This window comes from Paludibaculum fermentans, assembly GCF_015277775.1.
Taxonomy (GTDB): domain Bacteria; phylum Acidobacteriota; class Terriglobia; order Bryobacterales; family Bryobacteraceae; genus Paludibaculum; species Paludibaculum fermentans.
Genome location: NZ_CP063849.1, coordinates 6978607 through 6994609, shown reverse-complemented (window position 1 = coordinate 6994609; position 16003 = coordinate 6978607). Strand labels below are relative to the sequence as shown.

14 protein-coding genes are annotated in these 16003 nt (G+C 62.9%); all 14 read right to left on the bottom strand.

Features of this window, described 5'->3' with window-relative positions; genetic code table 11:
• Positions 1-43: 43 nt before the first annotated feature.
• Positions 44-3547, bottom strand: a complete 3504-nt coding sequence (locus IRI77_RS27615; RefSeq protein WP_194448207.1) for an Ig-like domain-containing protein — start codon at positions 3545-3547, stop codon at positions 44-46.
• 171 nt (positions 3548-3718) lie between these two features.
• Entirely contained in the window at positions 3719-5443 is a 1725-nt protein-coding gene (locus IRI77_RS27610; RefSeq protein WP_194448206.1) for a hypothetical protein, read from the bottom strand.
• A 655-nt stretch (positions 5444-6098) separates the two neighbouring features.
• On the bottom strand, positions 6099-7193 hold the full coding sequence (locus IRI77_RS27605) for a type II secretion system protein GspD (RefSeq protein ID WP_194448205.1): 1095 nt from the start codon (positions 7191-7193) through the stop codon (positions 6099-6101).
• Positions 7194-7204: 11 nt separating this feature from the next.
• The gene (locus IRI77_RS27600; protein ID WP_194448204.1) at positions 7205-8401 is read right to left on the bottom strand and encodes a secretin N-terminal domain-containing protein; all 1197 of its coding nucleotides are present in this window, start codon (positions 8399-8401) and stop codon (positions 7205-7207) included.
• 16 nt (positions 8402-8417) lie between these two features.
• On the bottom strand, positions 8418-8870 hold the full coding sequence (locus IRI77_RS27595) for a hypothetical protein (RefSeq protein ID WP_194448203.1): 453 nt from the start codon (positions 8868-8870) through the stop codon (positions 8418-8420).
• Between the two features lie 30 nt (positions 8871-8900).
• Positions 8901-9686: a hypothetical protein gene (locus tag IRI77_RS27590; RefSeq protein WP_194448202.1), complete on the bottom strand. Its 786-nt coding sequence runs from the start codon at positions 9684-9686 to the stop codon at positions 8901-8903.
• On the bottom strand, positions 9683-10273 hold the full coding sequence (gspM, locus tag IRI77_RS27585; protein WP_194448201.1) for a type II secretion system protein GspM: 591 nt from the start codon (positions 10271-10273) through the stop codon (positions 9683-9685). Before gspM ends, IRI77_RS27590 begins: the two co-directional genes overlap by 4 nt.
• Positions 10270-11613: a hypothetical protein gene (locus tag IRI77_RS27580; protein WP_194448200.1), complete on the bottom strand. Its 1344-nt coding sequence runs from the start codon at positions 11611-11613 to the stop codon at positions 10270-10272. The genes gspM and IRI77_RS27580 overlap by 4 nt, the downstream gene beginning before the upstream one ends.
• On the bottom strand, positions 11601-12614 hold the full coding sequence (locus tag IRI77_RS27575) for a type II secretion system minor pseudopilin (RefSeq protein WP_194448199.1): 1014 nt from the start codon (positions 12612-12614) through the stop codon (positions 11601-11603). Before IRI77_RS27575 ends, IRI77_RS27580 begins: the two co-directional genes overlap by 13 nt.
• Entirely contained in the window at positions 12604-13335 is a 732-nt protein-coding gene (locus tag IRI77_RS27570; protein ID WP_194448198.1) for a PulJ/GspJ family protein, read from the bottom strand. Before IRI77_RS27570 ends, IRI77_RS27575 begins: the two co-directional genes overlap by 11 nt.
• The gene (locus IRI77_RS27565; RefSeq protein ID WP_194448197.1) at positions 13332-13802 is read right to left on the bottom strand and encodes a type IV pilus modification PilV family protein; all 471 of its coding nucleotides are present in this window, start codon (positions 13800-13802) and stop codon (positions 13332-13334) included. The genes IRI77_RS27570 and IRI77_RS27565 overlap by 4 nt, the downstream gene beginning before the upstream one ends.
• A 4-nt stretch (positions 13803-13806) precedes the next feature.
• A complete protein-coding gene (locus tag IRI77_RS27560) occupies positions 13807-14301 on the bottom strand; it encodes a pilus assembly FimT family protein (protein ID WP_194448196.1) in 495 nt (164 codons plus the stop codon).
• A gap of 5 nt (positions 14302-14306) precedes the next feature.
• Complete coding sequence (gene gspG, locus IRI77_RS27555; protein WP_194448195.1) at positions 14307-14753, bottom strand: type II secretion system major pseudopilin GspG; 447 nt, start codon at positions 14751-14753, stop codon at positions 14307-14309.
• 36 nt (positions 14754-14789) lie between these two features.
• Positions 14790-15998, bottom strand: coding sequence for a type II secretion system F family protein (locus IRI77_RS27550; protein WP_194448194.1), 1209 nt, complete (start codon positions 15996-15998; stop codon positions 14790-14792).
• Positions 15999-16003: the final 5 nt, after the last annotated feature.

Genomic DNA, 16003 nt, shown 5'->3' with positions numbered 1-16003 from the left:
CGCGATTGGCGGCAGGCCCCTTTTCTGTTGATCGGGTTGACGACTACTGGACGGCCAGAATCGAACCGTTGGCGTAGGCAGGCTGCCCGGGCACGGCTTCCATGACGAAGCCGAGCGGGTGGTCGCCGTTCGTTGTGCCGACCGGGACCACAAACACGATTTCGTAGACGCCGATCAGGTTCTCAGCCATTTGCGCCGAGACAACCTGGATACCCGCGTTGTCGAGACCGACTGCGATCTTCGCCAACACGTTCTGGTCGGGGGTGCCGACCTGGTTCGTGTAAGCCGTCGGAGAGGTCTGGCCCAGGCCGATGGCGTACATGCGTAGGGTTTCACCAGGCCGCGCCGGAGTGTCCGGCGTGACGGTCTGGCCGTCGGAGCGGATGACCACCGCCGCGCGGCGCGAACCGCTGACGTCTTCCAGCACGCCCGGGGAAACCAGGCTGACCGGAATGGCCAAAACATTCGTGCTGCCGCCTGAGACGTTCACCACGGCATTCACCGTGGTGCCCGTGATCTCAAAGGGCGCCTGGACCAGAACGGACTCTACGCCGTTCTCGTTGGCCACCCGGTAGATGGGCGCGTAGCCGGAGCCGCCGGTCCACTGGAAATTCACAGTGACACCCGAAAGCGTCAGAGGCAGTCTTCCGGCAAGGATATTGGCATTCACCTGGCCAGTGACACCGGGAGCCAGGCCGGCGCCGGTGATCTGGACCAGCAATCCGGGCGAGACCCCAGCAACGCCGCTGGCGAAGTTGGCAAAGCTGGTGGCCGTCACGCTCGGCCCCGGCAGGCGGGATTGCAGCGAGAAGGTCTGCGAAGGCAGGTTGCTCACAGCGGCCGTGACGGTGATGGCACCGGGCACGGAGCCTGCAGTCGCGATCACCGAAGCGCGGCCATCGGCGCCGGTCACGGAACTGGTCGCACTCAGCGTAACCGAGCCAGTGGTCGTCCAGGTGACAGCGGCGCCCTGCACGCCATTGCCCGACGCGTCAGTCACTTTGACGACCAGGGGCTGGGCGAAAGCGGTGTTGATGGGCGCAACGGCCTGGCCGTCGCCGGACACTTTGGCAAACCCGGTGGCCGACGTTTCGATGGTCACGTCGAACAGGGTCTCATTCGCGCCAGCCTTGAGGCGGACCTTGAACTTGCCAGGGGTCGGCCCAAGGATCACCTTGGTGGAAACGAGGCCATTGCTATCGGCTGCGGAGATGGTGTTTACCAGCGTCATGCTGTTCGCCGTGACCAGATCCCACGTGACGGCCGTGCCGGCGAGGACGTTGCCGGACGGATCCACGATACGGGCAGTGAGTGCCAGAGGCAGTGTCACTCCAGGCTTTCCGGTCTGGTTGTTACCCTGGACGATGACGGGAGCCACGGGATCGCCGGGCGTAACGGTTATGGTGTAGCCCGAAAAGTCGCGCTGTTCGCCCACATTGATTAGCAGGCTTGTGCTGCCGGTCTTGCCTTCGGCGACGAGGTTGCAGTCCACCTCGCCGTTCGCCGCTGTCAGCACCGTACCGTTGAGGGCGGTTTGGCCGTCGCAGTGGACAACCGGTCCCTGGGTGGGATCAGTGAAGGGGGTGGAGACTCGTAGCCCGACGTTGGGAATGGCGATGCCGGTGGCGCTGGACACGATCGCATGCACCGCTCCATCCAGCTTGGTGCCCAGTTTCATCGTGATGGACCGGACGTCCTGGGTCGGCTTCCTGATGAAGATAGTGGGCTGGTAGAACTGACCATTCGGGAACGCGCTGATGGAGAACGTCGTGCTACCGATACCGACGACGCTGGCGGTGGCGATGTACCCCTGGTAGGTAGCGCCCTGGAAATCTCCGTTGGGGTAGATGGACATCTGGGTGACCCCGTTCGCATCGGTGGGGGTTGGCAGAGCCGTAAACTGAATGCCGGGCGACGCGCTCCAGGTCACTTCCTTGCCGGCGATAGGCGCGCCTTTGGCGTCAACCACCTTCACAACCAGCGGCAGAACGTTGACTGTAAATTGGTTTTGAAGAAGCTGGCCGTCTCCGGAGACTTTGATGACTTTTGCGACATTGCCGGGATCAGTGGTCCCGCCGCCGCCTGTGCCGCCGCCTGTGCCGCCGGTGATCGTGCTGGTCAGGTTGGCGGTTAGAGATCCAACCAGCGCAGTGACGACGAAATCGCCGTTCGCGGGTGGGCCGGTGGCGACCACCCAGGCATAACCGTCCACATTCGTAGTACTGGCCGCATTCGTTAGGACGGCGGTTTCAGAGCTGAAGCTGACGGAGGCACCATAGACAGGGCGACCGTTGGCATCGACGGCGCGCACGGAGTAGGGGACCAGATCGCCAGGCTTCACACTCGTCAGACCACCGCCATAAGTGAAGAGAGTCTTCGGAGTGGCGCCGGTGTTCGGCTGGGGCACGAACACGGCGGTTCCACTGCCAACATCGGTAATTCCTAGAGCCGTATTCTGCACCAGGTCAAACCGGGAGAGTTTTCCACCAGAGGTGTAGTACAGGTTTCTGGCGGCCGGGAACTCATCGGTCCTCGTGACACTGGTGACCCCGTTGACAACGCCTACACCGCTCAGCGCCAGTTCATTCGCCGTGAGACTCGGATAGCTGATGCCGAACATCTTCTGGTCCAGAGCTGAGTAGGCAATTGCGGTCGTCGCGTTGACAGGGAAAATATCGTCAATTCTGACCGCGGTGTTCGACGAGGTGCTAACAAGGATCTTCGAAATTTCTGTGCCGGCTGCGGTAGTAGGACCTTTTACCTGCAGGTCGATGCAGATAAGGGAATAGCCGTTTAGCAGTTCGTTGGCGGCGATGGCGTAGCGGCCATCGGGAGAGAAGTGCAGCCGGCCAGGATTGCTGATGACTTCGGACCGCGCATGCTCCGCAAAGGGTGGCCGCCCATCAAACTCGATCATCCGGTACTGGCCGGTAATATAGACTTGGCCGAGCGGGCTGATCGAAGCGTGCAGGGCGCCGATGACTTGAGCGAGCTGAGTCTGGTTCACGATCTGATTCGTGGAAAGATCGACGACGGTGAGGAGCGCCGTGGGTGAGCCGGAGGAGACGATAAACGCGTAGCGGGAATCCTGGGTGACCACCACTTCCCTTGGAATCCCGTTGATCGATATCTTGCCACCGGTCTGGATGTTGCCGTTGACGGCGTCGATGATGTAAAGCGATCCGGGGCTGCTGCCCGCCAGGACAAGTAAGCGCAGACCGTCCGGAGTCACGGCTCCGAAGGTTGCGGGTTGCCCGTCCAGGCTGAGACTGGTGACCGGCCCATTGGGCAGGGTCGCAAAACTGACGGCCGCGACGTTGTTGGTGGCGAGGACAATCGCCTTGTCGCCCGGGACATTCGTGAGGACCTGGAATGACCCGGCTGGAACGGTGACAGTTCCGGCAAGTTGAATTTGCTCATTGTGGATGAGCATTTGGGCACTGGAAGTACCCGTGGGCGGAAGTACGTAGACATATCTGGCATCTGCGGCAGCGGCCAGCATGAACAGGCCTAGGGCTACCGGACTCAGAATCCTGCGAAGATTCATGATCACCTCGAAGAAGGAATGTGGGCGCAAGGAGGGTAGGAACGCGGCGGGGAACTACCTTGATAATAACACCACCCCAGGAAAGGGGTCGCGGGAAATTAGTGCGCGAAAACAAAAAAACGGGAAGGGCCGAAGCCCTTCCCGTTTTTCCAATCGGTGGTTAAACCGAAATTAGTGAACCAACTTCTCGCTGGAAGCACCGGTACGGGTGGCGCCGTCGCCCGTGTTGAACATATCCTTGTCCATCACGAGAGCGAGGTAGCCTTCCGCAACGCGGCTGGCACCCAGATCGCTCACGAACGCATAGCCGTGGGCGAACTGGAAGTTGCACTGAGCAATGATGTAACCCATGAAGCCGGGGGTCGCCGCGACTCCGAGGTTACCGCCATTGGACAGCGTCCAGATGAGCTGGGTCCCTTCGTTGACCGTACCAGAGGTCTGGACGCCAGGAGCAGCGCCGCCGCCAGAGGTGGAACCGTAGTAGTTCAGGGTGCAGGGGCCACGCTGAGGAACGGTGCCGAACGGATCAGACGAGGTGTTCGAGATCACGAGACCCGTGTCGAAGCCAGAAACGTTGGTCACGAAGGGGAACAACAGGTTGGTGCGGCAGGAGTTGATCGTGAAAGTGGTTGCAGACTGCGGATTGTCGACGAACCGAGGAGCCGGAGCCGACGCGGAAGCCGTGAACACAGTGGTCGTCGGGGCATAGTTGCCGCTGACGGTCGCCGTGCCCAGACCCGGCAGCGGGTTGGCCTTGTAGGCTACGCTGACAGGAACAGTGAACGTGCTGATCGCACCGGAATTGGAAGCCGTGACTTCCCAAACCGCTGCGCCGGCGCCGCCGCTGAGAGCAACAGAACCGTCAGCCGTGGAGGCCGTGGAACCGTCGGTCGGAGCAGCAACGAGAGTTGCGGAGTCGCCATCAGCCGTCGTGATGGTCAACGGAACCGAGAGGGCCACGTTGCCGGGGACGTTGGAGAAACGCGCGATCAGGCGGGTAGCCTGAGTTGCGAGACCCGCGGTAGCAGCCTGCGTGCCAGCAAAGTTCGGATTGTAGAACATCGACTCAGTGTTATAGATGCTGCCAACGGTGGCCTGAGGAGTCGTGGCAGGGATGTTCTTGCGGAACGCCGTGCCGAACTGTTCAGCAAACTTGATGTTGAAGGTCTTCGTGCCGGCTTCGCACTGGTTGTAGGTAGCCGGAGTCGCGCTGAACTTCATGCCAAGCTGAACGTAAGCAACCGTCAGCTGGCTGTTCGCCAGAGACAGAGAACCCGTGCCCGAGATCGAGATGAACATGTTGATCGAGGTCGGGATCAGGGTGCTGCTCACACCAAGCTGGTTGGCGTTCGCACGGACGTTCGCGAGACGGATGACGCGGTTCGAGGTCGTTCCCGGAGGATCGAACGGAATGTTCAGCCACGCAATCGAGTTGGTTCCGACAACCTGACCCACGAACACGTTGGGACGGCCAGTTGCGCCGCCGTAGTAGAGACCACTTCCGGAGGCAGTGACAGTCTGCGTGTTGGGGACAGTGCTGGCGACCAGTTGGCAACCAACGGTGGCGGTAGTGTTGTTGCAGAAAGCTGGCTCGTCAATCAGGAGCAATGCTTCCGAGTCGATTGCCTGGGTGTGGCCGAGCAGCCGGCTGGTGACGTTGGTGCTCAGGAAGATCTGAACGTTAAACGTGGGAATGGGCTGATTCGCGGTGGTGGAGGTGCCGCCGGTGCAGGTGATAATCACCTGACCAACTTCCTCGGCAACGCCCTCGGCCCGAACCGGAGGAGTGGTGCCCGAGTTGGCCACGCACTGGAGGGGGGTGCTCTGCGCAAAGGCGATACCGGTCACGAGGACCAATACGGCCATGAGCAGAAATGCTTTACGAAAACCTGACATTTCCTTCTCCTTGTGAAGATGCGGATTTGAATTGATGAAGGAACTCTTCAACCTGAGCCTCAGTGGAAGTAGTTGTCGGGACCCATGCCGCCGACGCCGCCAGAACGGTGCGAGGTGCGAATTCGAAAATTGCCACTCTGCCCTTTCCGGTCAACTTCGGTCTTCCTAGGTGGATCCCCATTTTAGATCGTTATATCTTTCTGTGCCCGCGGGATTCTTACCAGCATGAGTGCCGTTTCCAGCCGGACGCAGTCAGCACATTCATACCATCCCCGGATAGCAGCCGTCAAGCATAACAGCTTTCCGACTCCCTACCGGGTACCGGCAGTAATCCCTACTCTTGGCATTTAATCACGGCATGTGATAGGCCGTCAAGGATTTCCGCGTGCCATGCGTCATTCGATAGCCCACAAAGTCGCCACTGATTGCGGTTGCAGCAGGCCCGCGGCCTCCTTCCGTGCCGGAAGTGTTTCAGTTTCAATCGCAAGGCTCAAAAACACGATTATTTCGGACATCCAGCGGCGATTTGACCGCGTCCGAGACCGTTGGGTTTGGGTGACTCAGGGGGTGGGGCAACCCGACTCGCTTTCCCGCCAAAACGCAAAAATGGCGCGGCCGCACTTGGTTGGCCGCGCCAGATTTTCTACCGTCTGCGCTACTTGATCAGCTTCTGGATCTTCCGCATCTTGGTCATCATCTCGTCGCTGGCTTCGTTCATCTCGTTGGTGTCGTAGATGACGTGCGGCGTGATGAAGACCAGCAACTCCGTCCGCTCGCGGTTGGTAGACCTGTTCGAGAAGGCATATCCGAGGATAGGGATCCGGCCCAGGATCGGAATGCCGGTCGTGCTGGAGCCCGTGGTCTCGTTGATGATGCCTCCAATGGCGATCATGTCCCCATCCTGGACTGTCACCTGGGTCTGGACCGTCCGGGTGCTGAAGCTGGGCGACTGGATCGCCGCGCTCGAGGCGGGCGCCGAGGGGCTGCTCACTTCCTGGTTGATGACCAGCGTGACGATGCCGCTCGGATTCACCCTGGCGGTAATCCCCAGTGTCACGCCGGACTTTCGGTTGGAAATCGTGTTCGCGAAGAGAGAACTCCCGCCCGACTGGGCCCCGGTCACCGCCTGGGCGGTGAGAGTGGGCACTTCGACACCCACGTTGATCGAGGCGGCGATGCTGTCCGTCGCCATGACACTGGGCGCCGAGATCACCTTCGTCTTGCTGGAGAGCTCCTGGGCGCTGATGGCCGAGTACAACTCCCGGCTGTGGCCGACCATCGTGCCGGCCGAAAGGCCGATCGTGCCATCCACCAGCGATCCGACAAACTTGCGGCCGGCCCCGTCCGGCGCACCCACCGAACCCGTGCCGTCCTTGTTGTACAAGTAGTGGGAGACACCCCAGCTCAGGGCGCCCGTCAGCTTGACCTCATAGATCTTGGCTTCAATCAGTACCTGGCGAGGCGGAATGTCCAATTGAATCAGCATGCGGCTGATGCTCTCGTACTGTTCCGGCGTGGCGAGGATCAGCAGGGAGTTGTCCGAGTAGTTAGGCACCACTCGGGGGCTTTGGGGGCCATACATCCCCATGCCGCCATACATCCCGCCCATGCCGAGCATGCCGCCAGTCATGTCCATGCCACCCATGCCGTAGCCGCCCATCCCGTAGCCGCCCTGCCCCGTCGTGCCGTTGGTGTTCGTCCCCTGGATCGGGTTGTAGTTGGCAGCCTGCCCGGTCAGTCCCGGATTCACGGCAGCGCCGCCTACCCCGGCAGCACCCCCGCCATACATCCCACCGCCGCCATACATGCCTCCACCGTACATCCCGCCGCCGCCGTACATTCCACCATGCCGCCACCCATGCCGCCGTACATCCCCCCGATGCCGCCATACATGCCGCCCATCCCGCCGTAGCCGGGCATCATCTGCATGTAGAGCATCATGATCGAAAAAGCCAACTGCTGCGCCTGGCTGTACTTCACCCGATAGACATAGGTGTCAACCTTGCCCGCGGCATTCTTGACCTTCACATCGAGCTTGTCGATCCATTCACTGACCTGATCGAAGACTCCAGGATTCGGAGCCACCGCAATCAGAGTATTGATACGGTCCACCGGAACAAACTTGACGGAACTGAGATCCTTGCTCAGCGACATCGACTTCAGCAGGCCTTCCAGCTCCTTCGCCATGTCGGAAGGTTTGCTGTTCCGAAGATCAAAGAGCTTCACACGCTGCTTGGCCAGGACATCGCTGTCGAACAGGGAGATCATCTCCATCGTCCGGCGCATGTTGCGGCGGCTGTCCAGCACCAGCAGCAGGTTGGCCGGCGGGTACGGCCAGGCCTTTCCATCTGGACCCAGGAATTCGCCCACCAGCTTGGAGAGCTCATCCACGTTCGCGTACTTCAGGAAGACGAGGTTCAGCATCGGCCGGTCGTCTTCCGGAATGTTCTTGGCGTCCACCTCCGGCTGCAGCGGCATGCGCGCGACATCGGTCAGCGGGACGATGCGGTAGACGTCTCCGGCCTGCACCATGGCCGCGCCATTGATGCGCAGGATGGTGTCGAGCAGGGCGCGCTTATCCATTGACCGGATCTCGCCGTAGGTATTCAGCGTCACGCCGCCGGTCACCCGCTTGTCCATGATGTAGTTGATCTTCAGCTCACGAGCCAAAGAATCAACCACTTCCAGCAGGTTCACGTTCTGCAGGCTCATGCCGCCCACCAGTGCAGTGGGCGGAGACGAAGGCGCTGCGGGCTGATTGGGCTGGGCAGCCGCCGGAGCGGGCGCAGGCTGGGCGGCGGGCGGATTCTGAATGTCGTTAATGCGCGGCCCGAAGCCGGGCGGAACAACAACCGGCGGCAGTTGCGGCTGCTGTTGAGCGTAGACCAGCGGCAGTTCCAACATCAGGACTGCCAGCACCAGACTAAGCTTCGGGCTGCGGAATCGGGACACACGCATCAGGAGCACTCCTTGACTACTTCTCGTTCTTGGCGTTGAGCTTCAGTTCGTACGCGGCCTTCTCTTCCGGAGCCAAGTCACTGACCGGCTTGGTCCAGACCGACTTGCCGAAGGGGCTGTCCCGCTCGAACTTCACCTTGTCGCCTTCGACGGCGATCGCGCGGATGGAGGGCACTTCCGAAGCCTGGGCCGCTACCTTGAAACTCGACTCCTCCGTCTTGGTCCAGCCGAAGGGCGTCCGCGAATAGATCCACGTCTTGCCCTTCGCGTCCTGGGCTTTATAGACGCCTTCCTGCATCCGAACCGCGCCGGCCGGCAATTCGGTCCCCGCCGCCGCAGGCACCCGCTTCGTCGCCGCCTTCGCCTGGGCCGCTTTCGCTGACTTGTCCGCCGTGCTGCTGCTCTGCTGTCCGAACCCCGATGTGGCGCAAACCGCCAAAGCCAGCGCCGCCATAGTTGTTTTTTTCATCTCAGTTCTCCTGTTTTCTTCTAGTTGCCGTTATTGTGCCCGTTCCCAGCGGCAGCTTTTGCCGAAGGGCGTTTCGGTCACCAGTTTTCGATACCCGTCAACAATGACGCCGGCGGGGGTCGGGTCACCCGGCTGGCAGCCGCGGATACCAGCGCCCACGTCAGGACCGGGACGCCGTACGTCGCCGCCGATCACCGACACAACGGTGCTGGTCACCGATTTGACCGGCGAATCGCCGCCTGAACTGCCGGGCGCTGTCACATTCACAACGGAAGCGGTGCTGCTCGCCGCCGACTGGCCGCCCCCGGAATTCGTCGCCTGTTGCGAACCGCCGCCGGAATCCCGCATCTCCTCGTACTTTGCCGGCAGTTGCTTGCCTTCCCACTCGAAGACCAGCCCGGCCTGCGCGATGCTGACAAGCTTGAAGTCGCCCACCTTGTCACCCACCACATAGCTCTTCTGCGCGCCGCCCGGATTCGGCGAGAGGATCACCTTGGGGCCGCCACCCCAGTTCATCATTCCGTAGTAGCGCGGGAACGCCGGCACCGGCTTGGGCGCCACCACGTCCACGATCACCGTCGGATTGCGGTCCTTGCTGAAAGGCAGCACGGACGCCACCTCATAGTAGTTCGACGCCGACACCTGGCCGGGCGCCGGCGGGATGGAGACCAACGCCGGAGGCGCCGCGGGTGCCGGAGCGGTCAAAAACGCCTGCTGCCTGACTGCCCGGTCCTTATAACCATTCCAAAGCTGCCACGAGACCGCCGCGATCAGCGCCAACAGCAGCAAGTCCAGAAGGATGAGATTCCGTCTCAAAACCCGGACCCTCCCTTCTTCTCCGGCACCAGCTTGCGAGGCACAATACCCGTGAACGTGATGCGCACCGGAACAACCTTCTGTTTGTTCAGCACCTGGCCGAACTGCAGGTCGGCCACCGAGACCAACTCCGGCTGGTTGCTGATGTCCGCCAGCAGGTTCACAATCTGGTCGATCCCGCACTCAATATTCACCGACATGGCCACTTCGCCGTAGGCGGAGCCGAACGGCCTGGGCGCGGCGAACTCCGTACTCTTGAACATGACCGGCGGCTGCTGCGCCTGGGCAACCCGGCGGGCGATCTGCAACAACTGGGCCTGCGCTTGCGGAGCGGTCTCGGCCTGGATCAACCCCTTCTCGCGCCGGCTGAGCTCAGCCGACACCTTTTTGAGGATCTCCTGGCGGCCCGGTTCGGCCGCGGTCACGCGGCGCAGCTTCGTCAGCCGTTTCTCGTCGGCCTGGACCGAACTCACGGCCCCAATCACTCCGGAGTCGCCGGAGGGCCAGTAGTAAATGGCCAGGATCACGGCCACGCCGATCACCCACAAACCGAGCGCCTGCTTCTCGCGAGGGCTGAGCTGCTTCATTTCGCCCCCCTTCGATTCGCCTTGATCCGGAACAGCTCTCCTCCCGGAGTACGCGAAAGCGGTGCCGAGAACTCTGAGCCGGTAAATCGCGGCGAAGCGTCCAGCTTCTTCAGCAGCCCGTCGGCCTGCTCCGTTTCCCCTTGAATTACCACGCCCTTGGGGTCGATCTGCAGCGCCAGGATCCAGGACGGCGGCGGCAGCATCTTGGTCAGCTCCAGCACGATGTCCAGCGACTCCTTGGTGCGCAGTCGGTAGGCGTCCAGATCCCTGATCCGCTCGCTCTCGTCAGCGATCTTGCGGTCGAGCGCGGCCACCTTCACGGCAGTAGGCTCCAGCCGCTTAATCTCCGTTGTCAGCTGCGCCTGGTACTTGTTGTCCATCACCTTGTTCTGCGCCAGCAGGCCGCCGGTCAAACCGGCCAGGATGACCAACAGCAGGATGGTGGGGATGTAGGCGGCCCGCGACGAGATGAACCGCTGTTCCAGCGGCAGCAGATTCACGGGCGTGCCCAGCCGCGGACAGGCCGCCGCCAGGCTCGCGGCCCACGGCAACGCGGCGCGCGAGCGGCCGGCGTCGGAAAAGTCCATGCTCTCGGGCGCCGACTGCCACGCCGGCAACAGGTCCATCAGATCGCGCGGCTCCGTCTCCGCCGGCAGCCGGAGTTCCGCCGCGGCCAGGGCGCCGGCCCGGTCCAGCGGCGTATCCAACTCGGCCGAGAACAGCGGATAGGCGCTGCTCTCGCCGTAGAGCTCAAAGGGCGCCTCGGCCCCAGCCAGCAGACCCTGGACCGCCAGGAAGCCTTCGGCCGGAGGAGCGCCAAACAACCGCAGGGAAGGAAATACGGCGCCGCCGGAGAAGGTGAAGCCGGCGGTCTTCAATCCGGCTTCGGCAAACAACGCCGTGTAGAAATCGAGGAACCGCCGCTCGGCGATCGCCACCACAAACCCGTCACCCGCGCCCACCCGCTGGAAGTCGTAGACCACCTCGTCTTCGGGGAACGGATGCAGCGTGTCCAATTGAAAGCGAATAGCGGCGGCGGCATCCTGGTCGGCCACGCCCGGCAGGTGCACCAGCCGGACGATCACCTCATGCCGGGGCAGGACCACCAGGGCGGAGAGATGCTGCTGCGAGTGCTTGGCCAGGAAGTGGTTGTAAGCGGAGCCCCACTCCGCGGCGGGCTGCTCGCGGAAGTTTTCGATCCGCAGGGTGTCCAGCAACCGGGCGCCGCCGGGCCGGACGCGCGCCAGGTAGACAGTCAGGCTGTCCTCGCCGATAACGATGCCGGCGCCGGTGCCGAATCGAAACAGGCTGCGCAGCAGGGGTGATCTCAATTGGGCCATACGTCAAACAACTGCCTTCCGGCCGCGTTATCCTGCCAGGCGAGGACGCGGAAATTGTCCGGTGAATTCTTGGAATAGATCTGCACGGTCATCGCCACGCTGCGGCGCAGATCCGACAACGACCCGTCCTGGCGGCGCAGGCGGCCTGTGGCCCGTACCGTATAAATCTTCTCGCCCCCCATGCGAAAGCGGCCGGCGGCCGGTCCCATCATGGCGAGGACGGCGCCCAACTGCTGGCGCAGGATCGGAGCGCGGCGGCGCATCGCCACCACAGCCTCCACCGCCGGAGGCGGAACACCCACCGCCAGCATCACAGCCGGATCGACGGAATTGATATCGAACCCCGTGGACGGGCTGAAAATCGAGAGGCAGTCGCGCAGGCCGGACCGGGGCACCAGGGCACCTTGCGGGGTGCGCGCGTAGCCGCCGTAAAACAGTTCGGGAGTGATGCCTGCAACCGCCATAAGCTCTTCGATCTGTTGGAATGACGCATGGGGCGCCCGAAAAGACGGAGTGCGCGCCAAATACATCTGATCGAACGGCCCGCCTTCCGCCCCGCGCCAGTGCATGATCGCCATCGCCGCCGGGCGCGCCTGCTCCGGCGGTAAGCCCAATGCCAACAGCAACTTGAACAGGTCATCCGACCCAATGGTGTTGATATTCATCTTGGCCGACTCGGCCCGGATCTCCACCACCGCCTGGCCGGAAGGAAAGTCGAAGATCCGCAGGGGCATGCCGGCTTCCCAAAACCGGGGTGTGCCATCCGGATTGCGCATCGCCTGCCCGTAGACCATGTGGTTCACCGCCCGGTCGGCCGCACCGCAGGCCAGGTAGTAGGCTTTCAGTCCGTCCAGGTTGGTATCGGCCCGGTTCAGCTCATTCCGAACGGTCAAAGCCACCGAGAATGCGATCGCCGACAGCGCCGCCGACAGCCACAGGATCATCAGCAGCGCGCTGCCGCGCCGGGACCGTTTTTTCGAGACGCTGCCGTTAGTACTCAAACTGCTCTCCCGGACGGCGGTTAGGACGGAACCGTCCCGTAAACGTCATGGGCGGCACGCGCGAGCTGTCGCGCTCCAGCGGCAGGATATCGATACGGACTGCCGCTGGCCACAGATCCTGCCTGGTCCAGGCGGGCACCCAGCGGTCGGGCTCGACGTCGTTCGACTGCAGATACGAAAAGCGGCAGGCCGAGAGCCTGTCAGCCACGACAAAACTGCGCGGAGTCGGGGCCGGCGGAGCGAAACGCACCATGCTCTGGCCGGTCGCCGGATCCGCAACCGGCGGCTGGCACAGGAACCCTGCCCCCACCGGACCGGTGAACGGGATCTCATTCAACAGCAGCCGCAGTCCTTCGCCATTCTGGCCGGGCACGATGAACAACTCCGCCACCTGCGGAGCCCCTCGCGATGCACCCTGCAACGAGTAAGTGGAGGCGAACCTCATCACCGTGGGCAAGCCCTCGAAGAACGGCGTATTGGAGCCGCCTTCGGAGACAGCCGATCCGCCGCAGCGGGCGATCACAGGCAGGAACCCGGCCACCTCCGCCGAAAGGATCCGTTGCGCACCCAGCGCCCGACGGTTCAGGTTGGACCGTCGCGTCGTCGATTCCATGGCCGTCAGGCCGACACGGATCGCGAACAGCATGCCCACCGCCAGCAGGCTCACCAGGGTGACGGCGATCATCACTTCAATCAGCGTCATGCCGCGACGGCCCCTCATGGCTGGCCTCCATTCGCGAATCCACCCACCTGGAAGAAAGGCAGATCGGCGTCGGTGACGCGCGCGCCCCGGTAGGCCTCAATATTCAGGGTACGGCGGCTTTGATTCTCGCCCCACCAGATCTCGAGCTGGATCCGCTCCATCATGCGCGATCCGATGGGCGGCATCTGGCCCGGCATCACTCCGCTCTCCATGGGCGCGACGCGCGCCTGCCAGCCGGCCGGAACTCCACCGGTCACTTCCGGCGGGAACAGGCCTCCAAACGGGCTGCCCTTCGGCAGAAACCGCGTGGCGAGCAGTTCATCCATCTGGCGGCGGGCCAGCGAGGCGGCGCGGTCGGTCTCGCTCACCCGGGCGGCGTTGCGCAGCGAGGTCCGCAAAGCGCTGAGCAAGCCGGTGACGGCAATGCCCATGATCAGGGTGGCGACCAACACTTCGAGCAGGGTGAACCCGCGGCGGCGATGCATGTGGCTAGCGCTCCTCTCCAGAGACGCTGGCGGAGGGCGTTTCGACGAGCGGCGTACCAGTTAGCGGATCAATTCGAACCAGCCGGCGCAGGCCGCGGCGGTTCAGCAGCTCGATCCCGATGGCCGGCACGGTGGTGGCAGGCAGAAAGAGGATGCTGCGCTCCTCCGGCAGTTCCCCTGGCTGCTCGGGGAAAACGTGCAGAATCGTGATGCCGTCGGGCAGCAGCAGCGTGCGCTGAAAGCCGGGCAGCGCGCCGCGCAGTTCCATGCGGCCCGAGCCCTGCTGGACAATCAGTTCCACGGGCTCCTGGGTTCGTTCCGCCCGCAGCAGCCCCTGGTTCAGGAAAGCGGCCACGGAATCGGTGGCGGAACGCATGCGCATCGATTCGAGGCCGGCGGCGATGTTCGGGTACATGACCCCGACCATCAGAGCGACGATCGTCATCACGATCATCATCTCCAGCAGTGTGATGCCGCGTTCCGCGCGCCGCCTGCGCATGTGGGCTACTGAGCCTTCCAGCTCACGATGTCGGCCGCGATGCCTTCGCCGCCCGGCTGGCCGTCCGCGCCGAGACTGATGATCTCCGGCTCGCTGGGCTCGTGCTCGCCGGGGAACTTATAGATGTAGGCGTTCTTCCACGGATCCAGCGGGATCTCCTGCGGCAGGTACGGACCTTGCCACTGGTTGACGTTCTGGGGCCGGACCCGCAGCGCCTGCAGACCCTGCTCCGTGCTGGGGTAGTTGCCCGTATCGAGCTTGTAGGCGCCCAGGGCAGTCATGAACGAGCTGACCTGCGCGTGGGCAGCGGTGACACGGGCCTTGTCACCCTGGCCCAGCATTCTTGGCACGACCAGGGCGGAGAAGAGCGCGATAATCGTGAGCACGACCAGCATCTCGATGAGCGTGATGCCGCGCCGGCCGCGGTTTTGAAGTTTGTTTCTGCGGGTCATTGGATTGGTCTCAAGGTCTAACTCGGCTTATCCCCATTACATCGCCATTTCGTTGATTCCGGTAATCGCCAGCAGCATGCTGAGGATCAGTGAGCCTACCGCCACGCCCATGATGAGGATGATGAGAGGCTCGAACAAAGAGGTGAAGCGTTTGATCGCGACCCGCGTATCGGCATCGAAGATGTCGGCCGCGCGCAGGAACATCGTGTCCAGCCGGCCGGTCTCTTCGCCGATCGAGATGAGATGCGCGGTCAGCGGAGGGAACTGGCCCGAGGCGATCAGCGGCTGCGAAATACCCTCGCCGCGCTTGATGCCCTGCGCGATCAGCTCCAGCGCATCGGACATTTTCCGGTTCGTCATGATGCCGCGCGAGATGCTGAGGCTCTGCACCAGCGGCACCCCGTTCGCGATCAGCGTACCCATGGCCCGCGTGAACTGCGCCGTCTGCTCCTTGCGCATCGCATCGCCCAGCACCGGCAACTTCAGGCGGAACGAATCCCACCAGTAGCGGCCATCGGACGTGCTGATGTAGTAGCGGAACGCGGCGAAGGCCACGACAGCACCCGACAGAATCCATGGGCCAAAGGTCCGCACAAAATTGCTGAGGTCCAGCATCGCCTGCGTCATGGCCGGGATGTGCGCATTCGACGTGGCAAAAGCGCCGGCGAACTTCGGCACGACGTAGTACAGCAGGGTCGTGATCGACGCGAAGCCCACCACCGTGAGCAGCGTCGGATACACCATCGAACTGATGATGTAGCCGCGCAACTCGTCGCGATTCTTCTCGTAATCGGCCAGGCGCTCGAAGATCGCGGACAGCGAGCCCGAGGCCTCACCGGCGCGCACCATGTTCGTATAAATCGCCGGAAAGTAATCCGGCTTGGTGGCCAGCGCATCGGCCAGCGACTTGCCGCCCTTCACCAGGCGCAGGATGTCGTTGATCACGCCGCGGAACTCGGCGTGTTCGCTCAGCTCGCTGGTGATGAAGATCGCCCGGTCCAGCGGCACTCCGGCATTGAGCAGCGTCGAAAGCTCCGACGTGAAGAAGAGGACGTCCCGCTTGCGTCCAAACTGCAGCTTGGGCAGCTTAATCTCGCCGCGGCCCTGCGGAGCCGGCCCCACGTAGAGCGGGATCAGGCCCTGCCGCCGCAACTCCTGGGCGACACGCTTCTCATCCTCGGCCGGAAGCGTGCCCGTGCGCGCCTTCCCGTCGCTGCTGACAGCCCGGAAATGATAGGTGGTCATCGCCA

Bases quoted from the DNA above. Each gene is read 5' to 3' on its own strand.
- IRI77_RS27615 (WP_194448207.1), bottom strand. From the start codon at position 3,547: ATGAATCTTCGCAGGATTCTGAGTCCGGTAGCCCTAGGCCTGTTCATG.
- IRI77_RS27610 (WP_194448206.1), bottom strand. From the start codon at position 5,443: ATGTCAGGTTTTCGTAAAGCATTTCTGCTCATGGCCGTATTGGTCCTC.
- IRI77_RS27600 (WP_194448204.1), bottom strand. From the start codon at position 8,401: ATGCGTGTGTCCCGATTCCGCAGCCCGAAGCTTAGTCTGGTGCTGGCA.
- IRI77_RS27595 (WP_194448203.1), bottom strand. From the start codon at position 8,870: ATGAAAAAAACAACTATGGCGGCGCTGGCTTTGGCGGTTTGCGCCACA.
- gspM (WP_194448201.1), bottom strand. From the start codon at position 10,273: ATGAAGCAGCTCAGCCCTCGCGAGAAGCAGGCGCTCGGTTTGTGGGTG.
- IRI77_RS27580 (WP_194448200.1), bottom strand. From the start codon at position 11,613: ATGGCCCAATTGAGATCACCCCTGCTGCGCAGCCTGTTTCGATTCGGC.
- IRI77_RS27570 (WP_194448198.1), bottom strand. From the start codon at position 13,335: ATGAGGGGCCGTCGCGGCATGACGCTGATTGAAGTGATGATCGCCGTC.
- IRI77_RS27565 (WP_194448197.1), bottom strand. From the start codon at position 13,802: ATGCATCGCCGCCGCGGGTTCACCCTGCTCGAAGTGTTGGTCGCCACC.
- IRI77_RS27560 (WP_194448196.1), bottom strand. From the start codon at position 14,301: ATGCGCAGGCGGCGCGCGGAACGCGGCATCACACTGCTGGAGATGATG.
- gspG (WP_194448195.1), bottom strand. From the start codon at position 14,753: ATGACCCGCAGAAACAAACTTCAAAACCGCGGCCGGCGCGGCATCACG.
- IRI77_RS27550 (WP_194448194.1), bottom strand. From the start codon at position 15,998: ATGACCACCTATCATTTCCGGGCTGTCAGCAGCGACGGGAAGGCGCGC.